Source organism: Hoyosella altamirensis (assembly GCF_014191505.1).
In the GTDB taxonomy this organism is placed as follows: domain Bacteria; phylum Actinomycetota; class Actinomycetes; order Mycobacteriales; family Mycobacteriaceae; genus Hoyosella; species Hoyosella altamirensis.
In genome coordinates, this window is record NZ_JACHWS010000002.1 from 718,940 (window position 1) to 742,227 (window position 23,288).

The window sequence follows — 23,288 nt, forward strand, 5'->3', positions numbered from 1 at the left end:
TTACACCTGCTGTTTTCTGGTCAGTTTGACCATCAGCTTGGAATAACCGCGCACGAAGGTCGATTGCACGATCTCCGGCTCCTCGAGTACCTCGATGTCTTCGAAGCGGTCAAGCAGTTCCTCCCACAGAATGCGCAGCTGCATTTCCGCGAGGCGATTACCCATGCAGCGGTGCACACCGAATCCGAAGGCGATGTGGTTTCGCGCATTTGGGCGGTCGATGACGAGCTGGTCCGGATTTTCGAAATGGCGCTCGTCGCGGTTTGCCGAGGCGTACCACATGATGAGCTTGTCGCCCTTTTTGATCTGCTGGCCGCGAAGAACAGTGTCTTCTTTAGCCCGGCGTGCCATGTACGCCAGCGGCGTCTGCCAGCGGATGATCTCCGACACCATGTTCGGGATTAGCTTCGGGTTGGCCTTGAGCTTGGCGAACTCGTCGGGGAACTTGTTGAGCGCGTACACGCCACCGCTCATCGAGTTACGGGTCGTATCGTTTCCGCCCACAACCAGCAGTATCCAGTTTCCGAGGAACTCCATCGGACGGTGGTTCATGTTCTTTGTGTTCTCATCCGAGAGCATCAGGCTGATCAGGTCGAAGCCCGGCGTCTCACCTGCCTCGATCCGCGCTTTCTTCTCATCCCAGAGATGCATGACCTTGCGGAGGAGCGGGACCGCAGCTGAGAACGTTTCATCGAGGTCCGACGTCCCACCCGTCGCTCCCGGGATGCCGGAAGTCAGGTCGGAGATTTTCGTCAGCTCCCGGCGATCGTCGTACGGGTAGTCCAGCAACGTCGCGAGCATGCGGCCGGTCAGCTCGATTGAGACTCGGTCCACCCAGTTGAACGGCTCGCCGACCGGCAGTTCGTCGAGCACTTCCTGAACTCGGGAGCGGATCAGTTGCTCCATCTGTTTGAGATTCTTGGGCGCTACAACACCCTGCACCGCTGAACGCTGCACGTCATGCTGCGGCGGGTCCATCGCGATGAACATCTTGATGTCGAAGCCCGCTGGGGGTTTGCCGATGATGATGTACGGCTCGGCGGAGAATACGTGATGGTTTTTGTCCATCGCGAGGATGTCCTCGTAGCGAGTGACCGACCAGAAAGGTCCAAACGGACTTTCCTTCTGGAAATGGACTGGAGACTCGTCGCGCAAGCGCTTGAAGTGCGTAAGCCATTGCCCCTGTCGATAGAGGAACGGGTTGCTCGTATCGATTTCTGCCAGTGAAATTTCCGCGCCGTCAGGGATGCGGGTTTCGGGGAAGATCGGTGGCCGTTCCCTCGCGTCCACGACCCGGCGCGCACGGTTGTACACGTGTGCTCCGCGGACCAGGAGGTCGATCGGGACGACCTGCTCGACCTTGCTTCTGACCTGACCAATAACGTCAATCATGTCGCCTACCTCGTTGTAGTTCGAGAGTGTCAGGTTTACATCTGGAATTCGGGAAGCTTGACGGCCATTCCGTCCAGGGCTGCGGAGACGTTGATCTGGCACGCGAGCCGCGATGTCGCCTCGCGCTCCGGCGTCATGTCGAGCATCTGCAACTCTTCGTCGCTCTGATCACCGGTCTTACCGAACCACTGTGCTTCGAGAATGACGTGGCACGTACCGCAGGCGGCCTCGCCGCCGCAGTCACCATCAATACCAGCGATTCCGTTGCTGGTCGCGACCTGCATCAACGACTGTCCCTCGGCGATCTCAGCTTCTTGCGATTCGCCGTCGTGCGAAACGAAAGTGATTGTTCCCATGTCCCTGTCTTCGATGACCGAGGCGCAATAAAAGGTCAGAGCAGCCATGTTGCCCCGTTGAAGCATGGCCCGACGCTCTGCAGCCTGCCAGAGCTTTACATACAGTCGCATACATATTTTTCTTTGACAAGGAGGCTCGACGTGTAAAACTTACTCTCGCCCGGTTGCGAAACAACTGAACCCTCGGAGTCCATGCCCGACAGCGGGGTGCTCTACACCGACCGCAGCCTGGATCGCGAACTGCCCTGCAGCGCCGCACTCTAATGTCGCTGAGAGGTGGGCGGAAAGCCAGGGGTTCCGGGCTCCACAGCAAACACCCCCTCAAATCCACCCGAACCGCCGCGCGATCACACACGCCTCATATCGATTCGCCGCGCCGAGTTTCGACACCGCCGACGACAGATAGTTGCGTGTCGTCCCTGCTGTGAGCGACACCCGACGTGCGATTTCTTCGACGGAAGCACCTTCTGCCGCGTGTTCGAGAACGTCGGCCTCCCGAGGGGTGAGGGGACTGTCGCCAGCGCTGATCGCTTCAGCCGCGATCTCGGGGTCGACGAAACGGCCGCCCGCCGCGACTTTGCGGATCACGTCCGCAAGGGTGCTTGCCGACGTTGTCTTGGGCAGGAATCCCCGCGCGCCGACACTGAGAGCACGCTTGAGGTAACCGGGGCGGCCGTGGCTGGTGACGATGACGACGCCGCAGTTCGGAAGATGTTCACGGAGCCGCTCGGCCACCTCTACCCCGTCAAGCACGGGCATCTGCAGGTCAAGCACCGCGATGTCCGGAGTAAATGCTCGTGCTTTGCTCAGCGCTTCGTCCCCGGTAGAGGCTTCGGCGACGACGTCGATGTCTGATTCAAGGTCGAGCATGGTGCGCAATGCCGCGCGTATGAGGTTTTCGTCATCGGCGAGAAGAACGCTGATTACCGCGCGACCGTCGTCCACTACGTCTCCCTTTTGGTGTGCGGAAATTCGGCGCGAAGCTCAAACTCACTACCTGTGTGCCGGGAAACTAGCGCGGCACCTGCCGCGTTCATCCGCTCGGACAGCCCGGCCAGCCCATTGCCGTGTTTCGAGGCACCGTCGTCTGTTTCTCGTGACGGCACACCGTCGTTGCGGAGCGAAATGGCGCCCGCGGCAACCATGATGGTGCAGGTGCGCGCAACGGAGTGCCGCAGGATATTCGTTACGCCTTCGCGCACCATCCATGCCGCGGCCTCGCGGAACCCCTCCGGTACGTCCGCGACGTCCCCCTCGACCGTCACGTCGATGCCTGCCGACTGCAGCAGCGCGCGTGCACCGTCAACTTCAGCGGCGAGATCGAGTCCGCGGTAGCCGCGAACAAGTTGACGCATTTCACGCAGTGAGTCGTTCGCGAGTTCCCGGACTTCCCGCATCTGGTCTGCAGCGCGCTCAATGTCCCTTTCGGCCAGCACAGTGGCAAGCTCGCTTTTTACGCTGATCACGGAAAGTGCCCGCCCCACAACATCATGCAGGTCCCGCGCGAAACGCAGCCGTTCTTCTGCCACCGAGAGCGCCGCTTCTTTCGCCCGCGCGGCATCGAGTTCATCCACGACTCGCAGCATCCACAGGGAGATACGTGTCGTGGCGATCAGGAACATCGCTGCCCCGCCGAGAAGCACAGCGAGCGGCGCTTCCCCGACGATCACATACGAAGTTAGACCCGCCCCAACCGCAATTACGGCAGCTCGGCGCCCTGAAGCCAGCGGCGATACCGCTAGGACACCAAGGAGGAGCGCTGCGTGGGACACCTGGAGCTCCCAGTTTTCCGTGTCTCCACTCCCAAGAGCGGCAACCAGAACCGCTGCAGCTACCAGCAAGGCGAGAACGGCGAACGGCCAGGCCGCTACAGCCGTACCGTGCCTGTTGCGCCGGATGCCGAGCTGGAGCACATACGCCGCTGTTCCCCCAGTAGCGAGAAGCACCGCGAAGCCCGCGAATTCGGACGGCGTTCGGGGTACACCGAGGCCAACGAGGAACACCACCACGAACATCCACGCGATCGTGTGCAGCGAGCCGATCGTGTAGAGCGCTACACGATCGACTTGGGTGCGGGAATGCCACGTCCGCGACATCAGCGTGGTCACTCTGTCGATTCTTGCAGAGCCACGCAGCCAGGACGTATGCGGCGGTCACGATTTCGCACTGACATTTGTCATGGCAAGCCGGTGACATCGCGGACTAACGAACACTCCTGGCGAACGCGACGCTGAATGCATGGAAAGGCTTGCGTCCCCACACCACACAGTCGGCGCCGTAAACGCGTCCCACGATGCAGTGATCGATGCGCGCGGCATTTGTTACTCGTACGGCGCGCACCGCGCAGTGAACTCCGTCGACCTGCAAGTTCAGCGCGGCGAGATATTCGCGCTGCTCGGCACAAACGGCGCTGGGAAGACAACGACACTCGAGATTCTCCAAGGCTTCCGTGCCAAAGAGGACGGAGAACTGAAGGTCTTCGGCACAGATCCGCGCCAACATCCAGGCACCGTCCGTGCCCGCACTGGTGTGGTGCTGCAGGAAGCTGGCTTCTTCGGTGAAATCAGCGTCACCGCGACGGTCAAACTGTGGAAATCCCTGTCGTCCCGCACTGACGACGTCGATCGCGTACTCCACACGGTCGGCCTCGATCACCGTGCCAGCCACACAGTGACGTCCCTTTCTGGCGGTGAGCGGCGGCGCCTGGATCTTGCCCTGGCGATCTGGGGCAACCCGGAACTCATCATTCTCGATGAGCCGACGACCGGCCTCGACCCGGAATCGCGGCGAACCTTGTGGTCTGTCATCAGTGACTTGCGCGGGGCGGGAACAACAGTCGTTCTGACGACGCATTACCTCGAGGAAGCCGAGGCGCTCGCTGATCGCGTCGCGATTATGCATGGCGGTGAAATCGCGGTAACCGGAACGCTCAGCGAAGTTCTCGCGAGCCGCCCCTCGCGCGTCACCGTGGAACTCGACGACATTTATTGGCCGCCAGCGCATCATCGCCCACCGGATGGTGTCGAGATGCGCCGTGAGACACAGCGCGGGAAAGACGTACTTGTTCTCGAAAGCACCGACCAGCAACTCGCCCTCACGTGGCTCATGAATGCAGCCGACACGTCCGGGGTGCGTCTCGGTCCCCTGCGCGCCACACCGGCGTCGCTGGAAGAAGTGTTTCTCGACATCAGCGGCCAGCCGCTCAACTAAGGAGCCAAGCACATGACAACCACAGCACCTCCAGCGCCCGTGCTCGTCCATCCGATCACCCGCACGCTGCGGATGATGCGTTTTGAACTTACGATGATCGTGCGCCAGCGAGTCACCCTCTTAACCATGGTGTTCGCGCCGGCGTTCGTAATGATCTTCCCGATTCTCGCTCAGCCTGAGACGTCGGAGCAGTGGGCGCAGATCGCCGCACCGATGTGCATTCTCGCGTTGTTGTTCTCGGTATACGTGACGAGCGCATCGGTGGTGACGGCGCGGCGCGAAACACAACTGTTCAAGCGGCTGCGGACGAGCGAATTAGCTCCGGCACAAATGCTGAGCGCCATCGCCGGACCACTAATTCTCATCGGTACCGTGCAGGGACTCATCGTGCTTGGCGGATGCCTCGCACTGGGAGCTCCCTTCCCGCAGCAGCCGGGGTATGTGGTGCTCGCGCTCCTCGGCACCGCCGTGCTCGCTGTTGCCGCGGGAGTCGCGACTGGCAGTGTCGCGCCGAACATCGAGCGGGTGCAGTGGACGGTCATGCCGCTAATCATCCTCGGAGCAGTAGGCGCGAACCTGGTGCTGCAGCCACTTGACGAGATGCAGGGCCGCCTCGTCAGCGCGATCCCGTTCGCCTCCCTGACCAGCCTGCTCGCACGCGGTATGGGTGCCTCCGAGGATGTGATCGCGCAGGGCGCACTGACCGCGTTGCCGCCACTTGTCAGCGCACTGTTGATCACGGCCCTGTGGACGTGGATCGCGGTGTCGGTTGCCCGGAAACGCTGGCGCTGGGAACCTCGGAGCTGACGGCTCCTCCGTAGAAGCGCGGGAGGCGGCTAGGCGCCGAGGCCCACTGGGCAGCTGACTCCCGTGCCTCCGAGCCCGCAATACCCGGCCGGGTTCTTGTGCAGGTATTGCTGGTGAAACTCCTCCGCGTAATAGAAGGAGGTCAGCGGCGCGATCTCGGTGGTGATCCGGCCGTATCCCGCCTTGGTGAGCGCCTTCTGGTACTCCTCGGCGGATGCCTGAGCCGCTGCACCCTGCTCATCTCCGATTGTGTAGATCGCTGAGCGGTACTGGGTGCCTACGTCGTTGCCCTGGCGCATCCCCTGCGTCGGGTCGTGGCTTTCCCAGAAGTTGCGGAGGATCTGCGCGTAGCTGATCGCCTCCAGATCAAACACCACCAGTACAACTTCGTTATGACCGGTGAGGCCTGTGCACACTTCCTCGTACGTCGGGTTGGGTGTATACCCGCCTGCGTATCCGACCGCCGTCGCGTGCACGCCAGGCAGTTTCCAGAAGATCCGTTCAACACCCCAGAAACAGCCCTCACCCACCACAGCTGTCTCCGTTTTGGCAGGGAACGGCGGAACGATTCGAGCGCCGTTTACCGCGTGCACACCCGAGATCCGCAGCGGTGTGTCCCTGCCAGGGAGAGCCTGCTCAGGCGTCACCATAGTCGTCTTCTTCCGGCCTGTGAGTTCATCGAACCACGACATACTGCGATGCTACGCGTTCCCCGATGCTCTCTGCCCGACCGAAAGATTGATGTCCGACGTAATTTAATTCGGATACCCGAACTTTTTCATACGCGGAATTCGCTGAGGGCGAAGTTGTTGCAGAAAGTGTGTCGATCAAGAAGAGTTGGCACGGTATTGGAAAAACTCAACAGTCCGCGCTGCGGGCATCTGCATTTACCTGCAGGCGGCCCGCAGGCTCGCGTAGAAAGGACACTCGTGGCTGTCTACACGCTTCCGGATCTGCCGTACGACTACTCCGCTCTGGAACCCCACATCTCGGGCCAGATCATGGAGCTCCACCATTCCAAGCACCACCAGACCTACGTGACGGGCGCAAACACCGCACTCGAGAAGCTCGCTGAAGCGCGTGAGAACGACACACTCGCCGCTGTGGTGAACCTTCACGAGAAGAACCTTGCGTTCCATCTCGGTGGCCACACCAATCACTCGGTGTTCTGGAATAACCTCTCTCCGGACGGCGGCGACAAGCCCGAGGGCGAACTAGCAGCCGCTATCGATGAGCACTTCGGTTCATTTGACAAGTTCCGGGCACACTTCAGCGCGAACGCTAACGCGATTCAGGGCTCCGGCTGGTCGATCCTCGCATATGACTCGATTGGCCAGCGCCCGATCATCGTTCAGCTCTTCGACCAGCAGGGCAATATCCCGATTGGTCTCACACCGCTGCTGATGCTCGATATGTGGGAGCACGCCTTCTACCTGCAGTACAAGAACGTCAAGGCGGACTACGTCAACGCCTTCTGGAACATCGTGAACTGGAACGATGTCGCCGCGCGCTTCGACCGCGCGCGCTCCCAGGCCAACGGCCTCATCGTCTAGAACCGCACGAGAGAGTGAAGCATTTTCCCTCACGAGGAGGGAAAATGCTTCACTACTAAATGCCCAGGACCAACTTCGCAATCACGAAGTAGAGGATAAGCCCTGTGGCATCAACAAACGTCGCAATGAATGGCGTCGACATGACCGCCGGGTCGATCTTCACAGCCTTCGCGAACAACGGAATCACGCCACCCACCGAGGCGGCGAGCGTACAGATCGCGAGCATGGAAGCGGCTACAACAACCCCTATTTCCGCAGTATAGCCATCGACGAATACCGCTACCAGGCTGATCGCGCCAAGCGCGAGCGTGCCGAGTAGTGCACCCAAGACGGCGCCCGTCCGAACCTCGCGGAAAAGGACGACCCCGACGTCTCTCGCTCGAACATCACCCAGCGCCAGCGCGCGAGTAATTGTGACCGCGGCCTGCGAACCCGTGTTACCGCCCGTTCCGATGAGAAGCGGGATGAAGACCGCCAGCGTCACTACAGCGGCCAGATCGTCCTCGAAGTGGTCGAGCACACCCACCGTGGCTACCGCGGAAACCGCGAGCAGCAGCAGCCATACGACACGCGTGCGGACAAGGGTACGCACGGGCGTCGACAAATAGGGCCTGCCCAGGGGCTCCATAGCACCTGCGCGGGCGGCGTCCTCTTCCTCTGCGACCGCGGTGATGCGCACGGCATCGTCGACAGTGAGGATCCCCACGAGCCTGTCCTCTTTGTCGACCACAGGCAGCGCCAAGACTTGCGCGTCGAGACACAATCTCGCTGCAGTCTCGTCAGCTTCGGAGGCGGTCACGCTGATCGGCTCGTTCATCACTTCGCTGACGAGGATCTCTGGGTCCGCCAGCATCAATTCTCGCAAGCTCACAACGCCAACGAGGCGCTTCGCCGTATCTGTCACCGGAACGGTGTAGATCGTCTCCGCATCCCTGCCCCGCTGCCGGATCTGCATCAGCGCGGCTGCGACGGTCTGGCCTTCGAGTACGCGCACGAACTCGGTGCTCATCCAGCGGCCGATCGAACCGCGGTCGTAACCGAGGATCGGGGCGGTGAGTTCCCGCTCATGCTTGGAGAGGCCCTGCAGCAGCTTCTTCGCGACGGTCGCGGGCAACTCATCCATGACGTGGACGCGATCATCCGGATCGAGGTCCGAGAACAGCGACACAACCTGGTCGTCCCGCAGACTCGTGAACAGTTCGCCCTTGAGTCCATCGTCGAAACGTTCGAACACCTCGTGCGCAAGACTTTTCGGGAGCAACCGGAACACAATGGCGCGGTCGCGGACGCGTAACCGTTCCAGCACCCAGACCAAGTCAGGAAGGGATAAATCAGCGGCTTGACGTGCAACAGCAGATAAGGAGCCCTCACGGATCCGGTCAGGCCAATCGTCTACCACTGCATCGAGATCTTCAGTGACCACGCGCCATCCTCTCCTGCTCGCTTCCGCCCACCATCCAAACCCAGCCTTCCCACTTTGGCACGAATACGTTGCATGAGCATGTACAGCCCGCGAACACGGTTAGCACTCGCATAGCCTTGTGTGACAGCGGGATAATTGTTCATAGTCCTATCACCAGGTCTTTCGCCAACCCAACCGGCCGATCGGGAGGTCTCTCCGGAAAAGCAGGAGGTAGCAATGAATCGGGACACAGTAGAGATGTCACCGTTCGAACAAGGCGGCACTCTGAAGGGTTTCCTGCTCAGCGGACGCTGGCCGGAAAGCACCAAAGAATGGGCCCAGCTACTCGTGCTCGCCGTCCGGGTTGCTTCTCTCCCAGGACTTTTGCCCACATCGACGGTCTTCGGCGCGCGTGAGGATCACCCAGAAACCTCCATCCCCGATGTCGTGGGCCTGCTTTTCGCCGCCGGGACAGTGCTAGGTGATCAAGCTCTCACCCCCGGCGTTTTCGCCAGTGAGCAGCCGCCGGCCCTGCTGATGCTGCATCCACCGTCTGAGACCACACCCTCACTGCCCGAATGCAATGGTGCGGCATCGGGGTGCTTACTTCTTCCGGGTTTGCCACATCTCGGGCTGGAGCATCGGGCAACGTGGGCGGAGGCCGAAGCGGACGGCACCGTAACCTCGCTTGTCACCCGAATTGGCGTCGACCCGAACGAGCATCCAGATACAGCGGTACTGGCAATGCTCCTAGCTGCCTGAATGGCCCTTGGGTCATTGGGCCCTTGGGCCGTTGTCCTCTAATTTGCCGACAGCTGATGAACGGTTCGTGTCTCAGTGTCGGCTAGTCAGACGACAAAGCTATGTGATTTGGATCACACTCAGGTAGACGCGTTAAGTTCGCAGTAACAGAAGCGTCAGCCTCAGCGAAACTTCTCCCAACGGGGATGATCACGATTGCCTCGAGATTGACCATTTCGCCCCATTCAAATTCGCACGCAGAATCCCGCCTTCTCGAAGGAGCAACCCCGCTATGCCTGTGACACCATCCCGTCGCATCCGTGCGCTCACCGTCGCTGCAGCACTGGCGGTTTCAGCGGGGGTAGCACTCCCCGCCATTGCCATGGCAGAAGATGAACACGGCGAAGGTGAAACGACGGCACAGCCGATTGAGCCCACGGCACCACCCGCACCGGTGGATCCGCCGGAATCAACATTCACGAATGACGCCGGCACCGCCGTCAACGAGCCGGCGCCCGAAAATTCGGTCTCTGCGACGACCGTCGTCACCACCGAAACGAATGTCCTCGAAGAAGCGGAGAAGAACACCGCGGAAAAGGAACAGGCAGCGGCCGAAGCGCGCCAGACAGCCGAAGAGTCCCAAAAGGCCGCGGAGGAAGCCGGGCAGGCTTCAAGCGAGGCAGAAAAGCGGCTCGCCGAAAAGAGCGTCGAATACACAAAGGCCACAGTCGAGGCTGACCGTGCTGTCGAGGAGCGCAAAGAGGCTCGTCGGAAGGCCAGCGAAGCCGCGGCACAGGCCGCTGAGGCGGAAGCTAAAGCCAGTGCCGCTAAGGCTGAGCTCGATGCAGCGAACCAGGAACTTAACAGCGCCAAAGAGGACCTCGCGGCCGCGGAGGACAGCATGAAGGCGGCGGGCGAGACAGATGCGGAAACGCAGGCAGAACTCGCCGATGCAGAAGCGGCGGTCGCAGAAGCCGAGCAGACTGTCTCCAAGGCCGAGGAAAATCTGAAGCAGGCCGAAGAGGAAGCCGCCGCGGCGAAAAAGGCCTTCCATAATGCGCATGGCACCGAAAAGATCGCAGCCAAGCGAGAGCTCGAGGCGAAGCTTAAAGCCAAGGCTGCCGCAGAAGCAGAATTCCACGCCGCCACCGCAGAACTCGACGCGGCGAAATCCGTCGCTGAGGAAAAACGAGCGGCCGCCGCAGCCGCCACCGACACGCTGACATCAGCTCAGGCCGAGCATGCGGAAGCCGAGCGGCGATACGAGGACGCGAAAACAGCTGCCGACGAGGCAGAGCTGGAATACAACGCCGCCCTGACACAGTTCGAAGCCGCCGCCGACGACTCTGCCGAAGCCCGCAAGATTCTCACCGAGAAACGTCAGGCTGCACGGGAGAAGCTTGCCGCTGCTGAGGAAGCCAAGGCGCAGGCCACCGAAGCGTACGAAAGCTACGAGACCGCGAAGAAGCAAGCCGCGCTCGCGGAAGAGGATGCAGACGCCGCAGCGAATGCGCTCGCTGAAGCCGAAGCAGACCTCGAGGCCGCGAAGCTCGCAGAAGAAGAGGCGCGAAAGGCCATCACGGAGGGTACAGAGGACACCGCCGATATCGACCTGGGCGGAGAGAAACTGGAGGACGTCGACGTCACAAAGGTGTCCGAATCAATCGTCGTCTCGAGTCCGACGGGAATTGTGCTCGCCGGCCTCTACAACGACGACGGGACATTCGAGGTTGTCGACTATTTGACCAGCGACGACACCCTCGCGGGCGAACTCCCTCCAGTCGGCCTCGTACTCGGTGACCAGGCCGCATCAGGCAGTGCCATTCCGATTTCGGTGATCCTTCTCGGCACTGCGGGTGTCGCGGGAACAGCCGCAGCGGGAACGTACTTCCTCCGCCGCCGGACGAACTAGCCGCCGCGCTGCACCCTTTCCTCGTCGCCTGCACCCCTTTTTTCAGGGGTGCAGGCGACGTTGCGTTTCGACGCCGGCATAGAGTTGGTTACAGCGTCTCAGTAACTCCAGATCACGCAGGGAGGACCAGCATTGGACATCTCAGGAACCGCTGCAATCGTCACAGGTGCAGCCTCAGGTCTTGGAGCCGCTACGGCCGCGCTTCTCACCGAAAAGGGCGCGACTGTCTACGGCCTCGACCTCGCTAGCTCCATCGACCGTGCGGGTGATTCCGCCCCAGCGGGTGTCACACTGATCGCCACAGATGTCACCAGCGACAGTGATGTCACCGCGGCCGTCGATCAGGTGTCCGCGAGTGAGAAGCCACTTCGCATCACCGTGAACTGCGCTGGCGTTGGCTGGGCGGGGCGGATCCTCTCCAAGCAGGGCCCGCACGACCTCGAACTTTTCCGGACAGTCGTCACTGTCAACCTCATCGGAACGTTCAACGTCATGCGACTTGCCGCGCAGGCGATGGCTGAGACAACTCCGATGGACGACTTCGGCCAGCGCGGTGTCATCGTGAACACTGCGTCCGTAGCAGCTTTCGAGGGTCAGGTCGGTCAGATCGCCTATAGCGCTTCAAAAGGTGGGGTGCATGGCATGACTGTCCCGGCAGCGCGGGACCTCGCGCAGTTCGGCATTCGAGTGAACACAATTGCACCTGGAATTGTCGACACACCCATGCTCGCCGGAGTCACCGAGGAGTACCGGAAGGGCCTGAGCGCTGGAGTGCCATTCCCGCGCCGGCTCGCCCTCCCCGCGGAATTCGCGCAGCTCACTACGATGATCATTGAGCATGACTACCTCAACGGGGAGACTATCCGTATGGATGGTGCGCTCCGTATGGCCCCGAGGTAATCAGCCCAGGCAACAGCCCCACCGACCACGCAGGAGCAGCGATGACGGCAAACGGACAGAACGTCGACATCAAGCCACGGAGCCGCGATGTCACAGATGGCCTCGAGAAAACCGCTGCCCGGGGGATGCTCCGCGCGGTCGGGATGTCGGATGAGGACTTCGCCAAACCCCAAATAGGTGTCGCGTCATCGTGGAACGAGATCACGCCGTGCAACCTGTCGCTTGATCGCCTAGCGAAAGCCGTCAAGGATGGCGTCCACGCGGCGGCAGGATACCCACTTGAATTCGGCACGATCTCCGTGTCAGACGGCATCGCAATGGGCCACGAAGGCATGCACTTTTCGCTTGTGTCACGAGAAGTCATCGCGGACAGCGTGGAAACCGTGATGTGCGCCGAACGCCTCGACGGGTCGGTACTGCTCGCTGGATGCGATAAATCGCTTCCCGGGATGCTGATGGCGGCGGCCCGCCTCGAGCTGGCGTCAGTTTTCCTCTACGCAGGCTCGATCCTTCCGGGGTGGGTGAAGCTGTCCGACGGCACCGAAAAAGAAGTCACCATAATTGACGCTTTCGAAGCTGTCGGCGCCTGCGCGCGGGGACTGATGACACGCGAGGACGTCGACACGATCGAACGCGCAATCTGCCCGGGCGAAGGCGCATGCGGCGGAATGTACACCGCCAACACAATGGCTAGCGCCGCCGAGGCACTCGGCATGTCGCTTCCCGGGAGCGCGGCTCCGCCAGCTACTGACCGTCGCCGCGATGGGTTCGCCCGGCGGTCAGGTGAGGCCGTCGTGAACCTGCTGCGCCGCGGTATCACCACGAAAGACATCCTCACCAAGGAAGCTTTCGAGAACGCGATCGCGGTAGTGATGGCGCTAGGCGGCTCCACCAACGCGGTGTTGCACTTGCTCGCAATTGCCCACGAGGCCCAGGTCGATTTAACACTCGACGATTTTCAGCGAATCGGGTCTCGTGTCCCGCATCTCGCTGACGTCAAACCCTTCGGCCAGTACGTGATGACAGACATCGACAAACTCGGGGGCATCCCCGTCGTGATGAAAGCACTGCTCGATGCCGGTCTCATGCATGGTGATTGCATGACGGTCACCGGGAAAACGCTCGCGGAGAATCTCGCTGGGATTGCTCCGCCCGATCCGGACGGCAAGGTACTGCGCTACCTCAGCGAACCAATACATCCCACCGGCGGGATCACGATCCTGCACGGATCGCTCGCTCCCGGCGGTGCGGTCGTGAAGTCGGCTGGCTTCGACACGGATGTGTTCACCGGGACCGCACGAGTGTTTGAACGCGAGCGGGCAGCGCTCGATGCGCTCGAAGACGGCACGATCGCCGCGGGCGATGTGGTTGTCATCCGCTACGAAGGCCCCAAGGGCGGCCCCGGGATGCGGGAGATGCTCGCGATCACCGGCGCGATCAAAGGAGCGGGACTCGGCAAGGATGTCTTGCTCATCACCGATGGCCGCTTCTCCGGTGGCACGACGGGACTGTGTGTTGGGCACATCGCGCCTGAAGCAGTCGACGGAGGCCCGATCGCATTCGTTCGGGACGGCGACCAGATTCAGCTCGACGTTGGTACGGGCACCCTTGAAGTTCTCGTTGACCCGGCTGAACTAGAGAAGCGCAAAGAGGGATGGGCACCACTGCCACCTCGGTACGAACGCGGCGTTCTCGCCAAGTACTCGAAGCTCGTCGGCTCGGCATCGTATGGCGCCGTCTGCGGATGATCCGCACCAGAGGTGCGTTGTGAAACGTCGGGGGCGCCCTAGCGAGTTTCCTGCAGCGAATCATCGTCGATAAACGAAGCGCTGCTGGCCGTACGTCCATGCGTTGTTGCTCACTAGGTAGACCAGCACAGCGACCGGCATGAACGGTGCAGCAATGAGGGCCCCAAGTGGGAACGCCCACAACATCAATCGATTCATGATTATTGACTGAGGGCTCGCTGCGGTTTCCGGAGTCTGTCTCGCGATCGATGTCCGGGCGTTCACATGTGTCACGATCGCGGCAGCGACGCCCAGGACCATGGCTAACGCTGCGACTGCGGGGGCCGCGGGCGTAACACCGAGCACCGCGAATGCGTCCGGCGCGCTAAGCGGCCCAACCGCAGCCGCCCCAAGCGGACTGCCGAACAACTGCGCGCTGAGGAAAGACTGCACGTGATCGACGCTGAATAGATAGTTGGGTGTGTTGGCATTTAATTCTGCCGACATACTTAACTGCCCAAAACCAGCACCCGTACGATTGAATGATCGCAGAACATGAAAGATCCCCAGGAACGCAAAAGCTTGCACTAACACTGGCAGGCATCCCGCGAGCGGGTTAATGCCATGCTCCTTCTGGAGTTTCTGCACTTCCATCGCATACCGCTGGCGGTCCTTACCGTAACGTTTCTTCAGCGCATCGAACTGCGGGCGCAGTTGCTGCATCCGCATGCTCAACCGCATTTGAGCAGCGGTGGGCCGATAGAGCAATGCTCGAATGGTGAAGACCAAAAACACGATGGACAAAGTCCAGGAAAACCCCGCAGCCATTCCCGCCATCTCGAGGAACAGATAATGCCAAACCCACAGAATCCCTGAAATAGGGTAGTAAACAAAATTGAACATAAATTTCCTTTTCGCGGTGCACAACCCGCCGAACGAAAAACGTTCGGCAGGAATTAGGGTCAGAGGTCAGGTGAAGAGACCCGAACCTGGTGCACGCGCTTTCCGGGGTCGCCCCGGAGCATCAGCGGCACTGTGCCTGCGATAGGACCCCCGAAGCCGCCGCGCCTCGGGAGACGGCCATTCGGCGGAGTCAAAATAGGCGACGAGATCACGTATGGGTCGCGGAGCCGACACCGCGACAATGAGCAGCACCGCCGCAGCACCAACCGCGGCCGTGGGACTCTGAACCGTCAGCATTACCACGCCGAAGAACGCGAACAACGGCAACAGTGCGGACGCACCAAAGCGCCCCAGGAAATTCCCGCCGCTGCTCACGGACCCAGAATACCCGTCAGCGTGCGCGCTGGTGGGAGTCGTGTCGATGCTTCAGCGTCTAGCGCTGCATCTGGGCGGCGAGGTCGTCGACGCTGGGCACTTGCGCGGTCGCCATGCTGGTCATCCATTCACGCAGCACACGAGTCGCCCATACGTCGTCCTCGTTGTACTGCAGTATGCGCGTGCGCTGGTCCAGGACGGGATCACCCTCGAACCCCACTGCCTCGCGGTACCAGATCATGGACGCTTCACCGCCTGCTTCGGGATCACGCCACGAGAATCCTGCATTCGGTGCGATCTTCTTCAGCCCACGTCCCTGGGGGCAATGAAACTGCTCAGCGACGGCTTCGAACATGTCCACCCACTCATCCGATTCGATGAAGTGCTCTATCTCTGAGACCAGCGGCATATCGTTCATCCCGCGGAACCGGTCTGCGGAATCAAGCAGCCATCGATTCTCCGCCGCCTTCGAGTAGCAGTAAGCAGCGAACGTCAGTCCGCGCTGGGCAGCTGAGCGGCGAACACCCGTCAGCCAGTCCCAGAACTCTGCGAAGTTGCGGCCTTCGTCCCGCGTGGGCAACGGGTCCCACGTCACGAACGGACGATATACGGGGGGTTTACCGGGCTCGGTCAGCAGCGTCCCCCAGAGATACGCCCCGTGGTCCTGGTAGCTTTCCATATCGATATCGACCTCGACATCGGCACGTCGCGCGCTTACCTGGTTCACCTTGCGGACGAGCGTGACGTCATGCAGCCACGCCTGCGCGAATATCTTCGCGTCCGCAAAACCAGAGCCTGGCCACTGCTCGGGCGCTTCCCCTTCCCACCGTGCGAGTTCGTCGATGGTGCTGGCTCCAGCGCTGCGCATCGCGTCTGCCTGCGCACCGTTGACCACAAGCGAAACATCGCGGTCCCGGGTGAGGTCGATGTTGCATTGCGGCCACCACTCACACAAGCCGCATTCCCCGATCCGGGTCGGCTGTGTCACGACTTCACCATTGATGACGGCAATGCGGTCGGTGATTCGCGCGTCATACTCATCGAGCAGGCTGTGCCCGAATGACGGGATCTCACGGGTGAGGTCATGCACCAGAATGCAATCGGCGTCGTATCCGATCGCACCACCGATAGCCTGCGGGGACGCCAGCCCCGAGGCCTGGAGCAGCCGGTAGAGGTGGGCTAGACGCAGCTGATCACGCAACTGACTCCGAACTTTACGCGTAGGGTCACTGCCCGGCGTGAACGTGGTGAGCGGCGAGGTGAACGCTCCCGAACCTGGATCCGTCACCTTGTGATTCACCACGATGATCGGCACGTAACCGCCACGAGCATTATCGCGCATGAGAATCTCGGAGCCGCCTCGCTGCCCATCCGGCCCCAGCGGGAGTCGCGCTCCCCAGATCCACGACACGCCCGAAGCGCATGCTCGCAACGTGTCGTCTTCGCGGTCGCGGGCCGACTGGTCAGAATCGACGGTGACCCAGCTGTCGTGGTGAAGTGCACTCATCGCCTCACGCACAGCCGTCCGGTGCAGCGCCGCAGCTTCCTGACGCTGACGAACGCCCGGGGGCACGGTGCGCCGCTGCACCCCCGGTACGAGCCCCTTCGCGGCCGCGGCATCGAGGTGCACTCGGTGGCGGCAGCGGGACAAAAGGTTCGCATCTAGCAAAATGCGGACACCAGACTTCGGGTTCACGATGACGAAGGATATTCGCTGTCCTAGGGTAGTAGCGAATACTAGAGGTCGCGCCCAGATGCGATCGTCACGGATTCGGCCGCCATAGGGAGGACACTCGGATGGGTTTGTTCAGCAAGAAACCCAGTCGCGCTATGCGAAAAGCTGAGGCAAAAGCCCTCAAAGCGAAGGCAAAAACGGAGGCAAAGCTCGCGGCAAAGAACGAGTCCAGAAAATGGAACAAAGCCTTGAAGCAAGAACGGAAGCTCGCCAGGCAGCAGGACAAGACGCAGCGCAGGTCGGAGAAGGCTCAGATGAAGCTTGCCGACAAGCAGGTTAAGGTTGCTGAGCAGCAGGCGCGCACCGCAGCGGAAGGGCGAGTGACAGTGAGCAGAGCAAGGCGGTTCGTCGGGGTTACCCGCGTGCTGGCGCCAGTCCTCGTTCCCGTGGTTTACCGCGGTGTCACTGCCGCCCGCGGGTTCCTCGACGAACGGCGCGCGCGCCATTTCGGTGTCCCGCTCGACGAACTCGGCAAGTTCACAGGTCACGGCGCAAAACTCAGCGCCCGGATCGCGGGCGCTGAAGCTTCTACCCGCGAGGTTCACGACCGCGATCCGAAGAACGCCGAAGTGCAGCAGTTCTCCCAGGCCATCTCAGGGCGCCTTGAGGAACTCAGTACTGCGGTCCGAGCTGCCGAACGCATGGCACCGCCGCGCCGGCGTGCAGCACATCAGGCGATCTCGACGGAGCTCGACGGAATCGAAGCGGATCTCCTTGCCCGCCTTGGTGTTCGTTAGCGCCACGAGCCTGTACCGCATGATGCTGCAGTGAGTTCCCCATGACCAACGGCCGGTCCATTGCCACGGCGCTGGTGTGTGCGGCTATTACCCTTGCCGCTCACGGCGCTGCGGGCGGCCACCTTGACCCGTCGGGCCTGATTGCGCTGGCACCGATCGCGGTGATCGTTGGGTGTCACGCTATTTCGGCGTTCACCTCGGGGCAATGGTGGAAGCTCGCCGGTGTTCTCGGCGCCGGCCAGGCCGCTGGGCATCTAGTCCTGCATCTCACTGGGCATCCGCATGTGGCCGGCGTCGCGGAAGCGGCGACGCCCGCTGCGCCACCTGACTCAGCGGCGATGCTGTCCGCGCACGCCGTCGCCACGCTGCTGTGCGCACTGCTGCTCATGTGGGCCGATCACCTGGTCCACATGGTTTCCACGACGGTGCAGGCGCTGCTGTTTCTAGTCGTGGGCCCGGTAAAGCATGGCGCCGCCGGCGCACCGCGGATCCCAGGCTCCCAAACAGCCCGGCGCCTGCCGGATCACCTCGGTTCCTGTGTCTCTTGGCGCGGTCCGCCCGTGGTTGTCTGACCACGAGCAACCGCACTTATCCGAGAGACGACACAACATGAACAGAAGAATCCTGCCTGCGCTGGTTGTCACCAGCGCGGCGATTTCGCTAATGCTCACTTCCGCCCCACTCGCGGGTGCACACGTCACCGTGGATGCACCTGAAGCGGAATCCGGGGGTTATACCGTTCTCACATTCCGCGTGCCGACTGAATCAGATGACGCAAGCACGACTGGACTCGCCGTCACCCTGCCGGAGATGCGGTCCGTTCGAACGGAACCCATGCCCGGCTGGACGTCCGAGATCATCCGAGATCAAGAAAGCGGCGGAACAACCGAGGTCCGATGGGAGAATGCGGACGGAACTGGGATAGCACCCGGCCAGTTCGGCCTGTTCCGATTATCAGTTGGTCCGCTACCCAGCGAAGAAATACTGCCACTGCCGACCGTACAGTCATACAGCGATGGCACCCTCGTGGAGTGGTTCGAGGAGGGCTCAGAATCCGAGTACCCGGCGCCAGTTGTCCAACTCACCGCGAACACTGAAGTGCAACCGGCAGCTACTAGTTCGAGCGAATACTCCGACAACACGGCGCGCTGGCTCGGCGGAGCGGGTCTCATGCTGGGAGCCCTAGGCGCTGTGCTCGGGTTCGGTGCCTTCGTCAGGAAAGGACGCGCTTAGATGCTATTCCTGCGTCGCTTTGTCACTTTGTGTGCCGCTGGATTCGTCGGCGCGCTGATGATGCTTGGCTTCGCCGCGCCCGCCTCAGGACACGCGGTACTCGTCGCGAGCAACCCGGAGGCCGGCTTGGAGGTCGAGGCACTGCCCGACCGTGTGTCAGCTCAGTTCAACGAGCCGTTGCAGGAGTCTTTCGCTGCGATCACACTCACCGACGCCGAGGGTAATCAATGGTCGGATGACGACATTGAGGTTTCGGGAGACACAGTCAGTGTCGGTGTCGCAGGTGCTGGAGCCGCTGGCACTTACACGATCGCGTACCGCGTCATCTCTGCTGACAGCCATCCCGTCAGCGGGACGGTGGAGTTCACGCTCACCACCGACGGTAGCGGCGAGCCAGTCACCCCCGCGACGGAAACTGCCGGGGAAGGCTCCGCTCCGGCACCAGCCGATCCAGACGCCACCGCCGAGGAGACCACATCTCTTCCAGCATGGCCATTCGTACTGGGAGCGGTCATCGTCCTTGGTGGCGGCATCGCGCTGATCCTGAAGTCATCAAGCAAGCGGGCCTGAGCACGTGGTTCAGACCGCCCGGGATGCTCGCCACCTGTTGTGGGCCGCCGTGCCCGCTGTCATCGGCGGCGCAGTCGCTGCGACTCTCATCGCGCAGCATGATGCGGCCACAGCCGCCCTCACCCGGGCGGTCACGCTCGGCTGTGGAGTCGTCACGCTAGGTCTGTGCGCCTACCCGTGGCTGCTCCGCACCGAACACGGCCAGCGGGCACGAGCCGCCGCGCGGGATGTGCGGCGGTGGCGCCTGATTTCAGTGTTCGCGGCCGCGTGGGGTGCTGCCGCACTTGCGGGCGCCACCGCGTCGGCGGCGAACCTGGCCGACGTCACGGTCGCTTCGCTCAGTATCGAAGATCTCGCGACGTACTACGTCCACATCCTGCTGGGCCGGATCTCACTTCTCGTTATTGGTTGCGCACTTCTGCTCAGCGTCGCGGCTGTGTTGGTTTGCCGCCAAACCTCTCCGGAGGCCCGTCGCCAGTGGGACGTTCCTGCGGCCTGTGTGGCACTCCTTGGGGTTCTCGCGCTGCCTCTCGCGGGGCACGCATCGCACCAGGCGCTCACCGCCATATTGATCACCGCGCATACCGCCGCGGCGGCGCTGTGGTGCGGCCTGCTCGCCGCGCTCGCGCTGGTCGCCCGCTCCCGCGGGGAGTGGGCGACCGCGCTGCCCGCGTTTTCGAGGCTCGCCGCCATCTGCATCGCGGTCGTTGCCGTGACAGGTATCGCCTCGGCTGCGGCTCTTCTGGAATCACCAACTGCACTGGTCAGCACGGGCTACGGACAGGTCCTGATCGGGAAGGCGATCGTCCTGTCCGGTCTTTTCATGCTCGGCTGGTGGTGGCGGCAGGTGTGGGTCGGGGCAGCACGAAACCATCGCGGCGACGCGAATGTCTCAGCGCGCCGAGCCGCAACCGAGGTTGCAATTATGGCGATCGCATTCGGCCTTGCAGCAAGTCTGGCGACTACGCCGTAGACGTGACGTCAGGCCTCTAGTTCCGCCTTCATCGCTTCGAGTGTCGCCCGCATACCCGCAGTCATCAGTTCATCGCGATCCTTGCCGATCACGCCGGAGCCTGAAAACAGGCGAACCGGGAGCGATGGGCGCTTCGTGATCTCCCTCGTTTCGGTGACCACTGTCGCTTCGCCGTCGGCTTCCAGCCGGTATGTCCATCGGGCTCGCGACTCGAGCACGTCAAAAGCAAAGATGTGCGGGCGGCGTGATTCAACGACTTTCGCGTGTGTCAGCCATGGCACCAAGCGGTGACGGTTGAAACCCTGGAGCCAGGAGCCAGCCTCACCCGGCTTACCTTTGATCCACCAGCCGCCTCGATTCTCGGGGCTGTAGCGGCCCATACGAGCCAGATCGCTGACGAGGTGCCACACTTTTTCCGGGGGAGCTTCGATCCGGATCGACACAACATCAGCGGGGTCACCTGGTTGTTTGGCCATGGCGATCACTTTAGCTCCCTCACGCCACTAAGATAACGTTCGTATCTCGGCGCGCAGCGGGGCATGATGGATCCGTGTGCCCGGTGCACTGGCCGCGACGCAGGTAAGGTCGGGTTGCAGCCAGTCTCAGCAAGCGGTGCCCGGACGGGCATCCGAATTATTGGCGCGAAGGAGCAGTTAATGGCAGACCTCGAGAACACTGCAGACAAGGTCAAAGGCACGGCGAAGGAAGCAGCTGGAACTGTCGCCAACGATGACTCGCTCAAGTCAGAGGGTCAGGGCGATCAGGCTGTCGCGAACGCTAAGGACGCGGCGGAGAACGCTGCGGACTCGGCGAAGACCGCCGCGTCTGATGCTGCGGGTTCCGTTGCTGAAAAAGCGACAGTCGTGAAGGAAAAGACCACGGACGCGCTGAACTCAGGCCGCGCGGCTGCATCCGAAGCTCGGTCCACGGTAGAAGACAAGGTTGCGGAACTACGCCAGGCGACCTTCGACTCGCTGTCAGACCTCGACGAAGGGGACACGCGCAAGGCTGGCGCGGCCATCGCTGCGGTGGTAGCTGCGATCGTGCTGTTCTTCGTCGTGCGCGCAATTCGCAACCGCTAAAGCACAACTCTCCAGGCAACACGCACCGAAGGCTGGAGCCGGCCGACAGAATACCGACCGGCTCCAGCCTTCGTCGTTCGTTACCGCCCAGGCAGGTACTTCATTGCGCGCACCGCCCACGGGAGCGCTGCCGAGAAGTACTTCTGATCCAGCCAGCTCGGGCCGCCGAGGTCGAGTAGACGCTGCGTCGCTACAGTTTGCACCTCGGTGAATTTGGTCAGGCCCTCGGCGCCGTGGCGACGGCCCATACCGGAGGCACCCATACCGCCCATGGGAGCACCGTAACTAGCCCATGCCGGCCCGTAGCCTTCGTTCACATTCGCAGTACCCGAATTGATGCGCTCCGCGATCGCTTCACCATCCGCTTCGTTCGCTGCCCATACGCTGGCATTAAGGCCGTATTCTGTGTCGTTCGCCTGCTCGATGGCCTCATCGATGCTGGCGAAAGGATAGATCGACACGACCGGACCGAAGGTTTCCGTGCGGTACACCATCATCTCCGGTGTCACGTCGGTGAGCAGCGTGGGCTCGAAGAAGAGCGGCCCGAGATCCGGCCGTGCCTTGCCGCCCGCGAGCACCGTCGCGCCCTTCTCAACCGCGTCATCGACGAAGCGTTTCACGGTTTCGAGGTGGGATTCTGAGATGAGACTGCCCATGTCACCGGCAAGGTCGTACTCCGCGGTGAGCGCCATATTGCGCACCTTGTCGGAGAATAGAGAAGTGAACTCCTCCGCGACGTCATCCTCCACATAGATGCGTTCAATTGATATGCACAGCTGGCCGGAGTTGGAGAAGCACGCCCGCACCGCCGCGTCGGCGACGTGGTTGAGGTCAGCGCCTTTAGCGACGATCATCGGGTTCTTGCCGCCGAGTTCCGCGGAGAAGCCAATCAGCCTGCGCCCGCATTGCTCAGCGAGCGTCCGGCCCGTCTCCGTCGAGCCGGTGAACATGATGTAATCGCAGTTTTCCACCAGCGCAGTACCGACAACAGAGCCTGGCCCAGGGACGACCGCAAAGAGATCCTTCGGCAAACCTGCCTCGTACAGGATCTCCGCCACAGCGAGAGCGCAGAATGGCGTTTGACTGTCGGGCTTGACTACGACAGCGTTGCCGGCCAGGAGCGCCGGGATCGCGTCCGATACCGCAAGTGTCATCGGGTAGTTCCACGGTGAGATGACCCCGACGACACCTTTCGGCCGGTAGTTCACAGTCGTCTTCGTGAGCACCGGGAAGAGGCCTTGCACGGTCTTCTTTTCCAGCGTTTTTGCCGCAGTCCGTGCGTAGTAGCGCGACGTCATCGCAATATCGATGACTTCTTCCAGAGCGGACGTCCGCGCTTTCCCTGTCTCTGCCTGCGACAGGTCCAGCAACCAATCACGGCGATCGAGAATCAAGTCGTGATACTTGTTGAAGATTTTCGCACGCTCCGCGACGCGGACCTTCGCCCATTCTTTCTGTGCAACGCGCGCACGTTCCACAGCCGCCACCGCATCTTCAGCGGTGGCCACGGGGATCGTCGCGAGTTCTTTCCCGGTGAAGGTCTCATACAACGGGTGCGTCTCGCGTGCTGCCTTGTCGGTTATCACGGCGAGGTCAGCCAGACGCGCGAACGCCTCGGCAGACGGAGCAGCCATGTCACTCTCCTTGCTGGGAGATTGGTCGGAATTCGTCTTCAGGTTA

Annotated in this window: 24 protein-coding genes; 13 read left to right on the plus strand and 11 right to left on the minus strand. The window is 61.8% G+C overall.

Annotated elements, in window-relative coordinates; genetic code table 11:
• From FHU29_RS12135 to FHU29_RS12150, 4 genes are all read right to left on the minus strand, one after another.
• The gene (locus FHU29_RS12135) at positions 1–1,389 is read right to left on the minus strand and encodes a cytochrome P450 (protein WP_198156528.1); all 1,389 of its coding nucleotides are present in this window, start codon (positions 1,387–1,389) and stop codon (positions 1–3) included.
• A gap of 38 nt (positions 1,390–1,427) precedes the next feature.
• On the minus strand, positions 1,428–1,748 hold the full coding sequence (locus FHU29_RS12140) for a 2Fe-2S iron-sulfur cluster-binding protein (RefSeq protein ID WP_064440082.1): 321 nt from the start codon (positions 1,746–1,748) through the stop codon (positions 1,428–1,430).
• A gap of 321 nt (positions 1,749–2,069) precedes the next feature.
• Positions 2,070–2,693: a response regulator transcription factor gene (locus tag FHU29_RS12145; RefSeq protein ID WP_083962253.1), complete on the minus strand. Its 624-nt coding sequence runs from the start codon at positions 2,691–2,693 to the stop codon at positions 2,070–2,072.
• A complete protein-coding gene (locus tag FHU29_RS12150; RefSeq protein ID WP_157095022.1) occupies positions 2,693–3,856 on the minus strand; it encodes a sensor histidine kinase in 1,164 nt (387 codons plus the stop codon). The genes FHU29_RS12145 and FHU29_RS12150 overlap by 1 nt, the downstream gene beginning before the upstream one ends.
• A 130-nt stretch (positions 3,857–3,986) precedes the next feature.
• Here FHU29_RS12150 and FHU29_RS12155 point away from each other — a divergent pair, with 130 nt between their 5' ends.
• Together FHU29_RS12155 and FHU29_RS12160 are read left to right on the plus strand one after the other, a co-directional pair.
• A complete protein-coding gene (locus tag FHU29_RS12155) occupies positions 3,987–4,958 on the plus strand; it encodes an ABC transporter ATP-binding protein (RefSeq protein WP_064439908.1) in 972 nt (323 codons plus the stop codon).
• Between the two features lie 12 nt (positions 4,959–4,970).
• Positions 4,971–5,765, plus strand: coding sequence for an ABC transporter permease (locus tag FHU29_RS12160; protein ID WP_064439909.1), 795 nt, complete (start codon positions 4,971–4,973; stop codon positions 5,763–5,765).
• Positions 5,766–5,794: 29 nt separating this feature from the next.
• Here FHU29_RS12160 and msrA read toward each other — a convergent pair whose 3' ends face one another.
• Positions 5,795–6,457, minus strand: a complete 663-nt coding sequence (gene msrA, locus FHU29_RS12165; protein ID WP_064439910.1) for a peptide-methionine (S)-S-oxide reductase MsrA — start codon at positions 6,455–6,457, stop codon at positions 5,795–5,797.
• A gap of 237 nt (positions 6,458–6,694) precedes the next feature.
• Between msrA and FHU29_RS12170 the strand changes: the two genes are divergently transcribed.
• On the plus strand, positions 6,695–7,318 hold the full coding sequence (locus tag FHU29_RS12170; protein WP_064439911.1) for a superoxide dismutase: 624 nt from the start codon (positions 6,695–6,697) through the stop codon (positions 7,316–7,318).
• A 55-nt stretch (positions 7,319–7,373) separates the two neighbouring features.
• Here the strand turns inward: FHU29_RS12170 and mgtE are convergent, their stop codons facing one another.
• Entirely contained in the window at positions 7,374–8,741 is a 1,368-nt protein-coding gene (mgtE, locus tag FHU29_RS12175; protein ID WP_064439912.1) for a magnesium transporter, read from the minus strand.
• A gap of 216 nt (positions 8,742–8,957) precedes the next feature.
• Here mgtE and FHU29_RS12180 point away from each other — a divergent pair, with 216 nt between their 5' ends.
• The 4 genes from FHU29_RS12180 to ilvD all read left to right on the plus strand — a co-directional run bounded on the left by FHU29_RS12180 (position 8,958) and on the right by ilvD (position 14,021).
• Positions 8,958–9,482: a hypothetical protein gene (locus tag FHU29_RS12180; protein WP_064439913.1), complete on the plus strand. Its 525-nt coding sequence runs from the start codon at positions 8,958–8,960 to the stop codon at positions 9,480–9,482.
• A 271-nt stretch (positions 9,483–9,753) separates the two neighbouring features.
• Positions 9,754–11,373, plus strand: coding sequence for a coiled-coil domain-containing protein (locus FHU29_RS12185; protein ID WP_064439914.1), 1,620 nt, complete (start codon positions 9,754–9,756; stop codon positions 11,371–11,373).
• Positions 11,374–11,505: 132 nt separating this feature from the next.
• Positions 11,506–12,273, plus strand: coding sequence for an SDR family NAD(P)-dependent oxidoreductase (locus tag FHU29_RS12190; RefSeq protein ID WP_064439915.1), 768 nt, complete (start codon positions 11,506–11,508; stop codon positions 12,271–12,273).
• A 41-nt stretch (positions 12,274–12,314) separates the two neighbouring features.
• The gene (gene ilvD / locus FHU29_RS12195; protein ID WP_064439916.1) at positions 12,315–14,021 is read left to right on the plus strand and encodes a dihydroxy-acid dehydratase; all 1,707 of its coding nucleotides are present in this window, start codon (positions 12,315–12,317) and stop codon (positions 14,019–14,021) included.
• Between the two features lie 60 nt (positions 14,022–14,081).
• Here the strand turns inward: ilvD and yidC are convergent, their stop codons facing one another.
• Genes yidC through FHU29_RS12210 form a run of 3 tightly spaced genes read right to left on the minus strand, consistent with a single transcriptional unit; the run spans position 14,082 to position 16,974 of the window.
• Positions 14,082–14,927: a membrane protein insertase YidC gene (yidC, locus tag FHU29_RS12200; RefSeq protein WP_232322939.1), complete on the minus strand. Its 846-nt coding sequence runs from the start codon at positions 14,925–14,927 to the stop codon at positions 14,082–14,084.
• 42 nt (positions 14,928–14,969) lie between these two features.
• Positions 14,970–15,278 (minus strand): hypothetical protein, encoded by a 309-nt coding sequence (locus tag FHU29_RS12205; RefSeq protein WP_064439918.1) that lies wholly within the window; start codon positions 15,276–15,278, stop codon positions 14,970–14,972.
• 58 nt (positions 15,279–15,336) lie between these two features.
• Positions 15,337–16,974 carry a TM0106 family RecB-like putative nuclease gene (locus FHU29_RS12210; protein WP_064439919.1) on the minus strand — a complete coding sequence of 546 codons (1,638 nt, stop codon included), beginning with the start codon at positions 16,972–16,974 and terminating at the stop codon, positions 15,337–15,339.
• Positions 16,975–17,075: 101 nt separating this feature from the next.
• Here FHU29_RS12210 and FHU29_RS12215 point away from each other — a divergent pair, with 101 nt between their 5' ends.
• The 5 genes from FHU29_RS12215 to FHU29_RS23680 are packed head-to-tail and all read left to right on the plus strand — an operon-like array spanning position 17,076 to position 20,526.
• Complete coding sequence (locus FHU29_RS12215) at positions 17,076–17,750, plus strand: DUF6474 family protein (protein ID WP_064439920.1); 675 nt, start codon at positions 17,076–17,078, stop codon at positions 17,748–17,750.
• A 41-nt stretch (positions 17,751–17,791) separates the two neighbouring features.
• On the plus strand, positions 17,792–18,322 hold the full coding sequence (locus FHU29_RS12220) for a hypothetical protein (RefSeq protein WP_064439921.1): 531 nt from the start codon (positions 17,792–17,794) through the stop codon (positions 18,320–18,322).
• Positions 18,323–18,359: 37 nt separating this feature from the next.
• Positions 18,360–18,983, plus strand: a complete 624-nt coding sequence (locus FHU29_RS12225) for a YcnI family copper-binding membrane protein (protein ID WP_064439922.1) — start codon at positions 18,360–18,362, stop codon at positions 18,981–18,983.
• Complete coding sequence (locus FHU29_RS12230; protein ID WP_064439923.1) at positions 18,984–19,553, plus strand: copper resistance CopC family protein; 570 nt, start codon at positions 18,984–18,986, stop codon at positions 19,551–19,553.
• Positions 19,554–19,557: 4 nt separating this feature from the next.
• Positions 19,558–20,526, plus strand: coding sequence for a CopD family protein (locus FHU29_RS23680; RefSeq protein ID WP_064439924.1), 969 nt, complete (start codon positions 19,558–19,560; stop codon positions 20,524–20,526).
• Positions 20,527–20,534: 8 nt separating this feature from the next.
• Here FHU29_RS23680 and FHU29_RS12240 read toward each other — a convergent pair whose 3' ends face one another.
• Entirely contained in the window at positions 20,535–21,002 is a 468-nt protein-coding gene (locus FHU29_RS12240) for an SRPBCC family protein (RefSeq protein WP_064440084.1), read from the minus strand.
• A gap of 180 nt (positions 21,003–21,182) precedes the next feature.
• Between FHU29_RS12240 and FHU29_RS12245 the strand changes: the two genes are divergently transcribed.
• Positions 21,183–21,608, plus strand: a complete 426-nt coding sequence (locus FHU29_RS12245; protein WP_064439925.1) for a CsbD family protein — start codon at positions 21,183–21,185, stop codon at positions 21,606–21,608.
• Positions 21,609–21,688: 80 nt separating this feature from the next.
• On the opposite strand, the gene FHU29_RS12250 is transcribed toward FHU29_RS12245, so the two are convergent.
• Positions 21,689–23,284 carry a succinic semialdehyde dehydrogenase gene (locus FHU29_RS12250; RefSeq protein WP_260152665.1) on the minus strand — a complete coding sequence of 532 codons (1,596 nt, stop codon included), beginning with the start codon at positions 23,282–23,284 and terminating at the stop codon, positions 21,689–21,691.
• Positions 23,285–23,288: the final 4 nt, after the last annotated feature.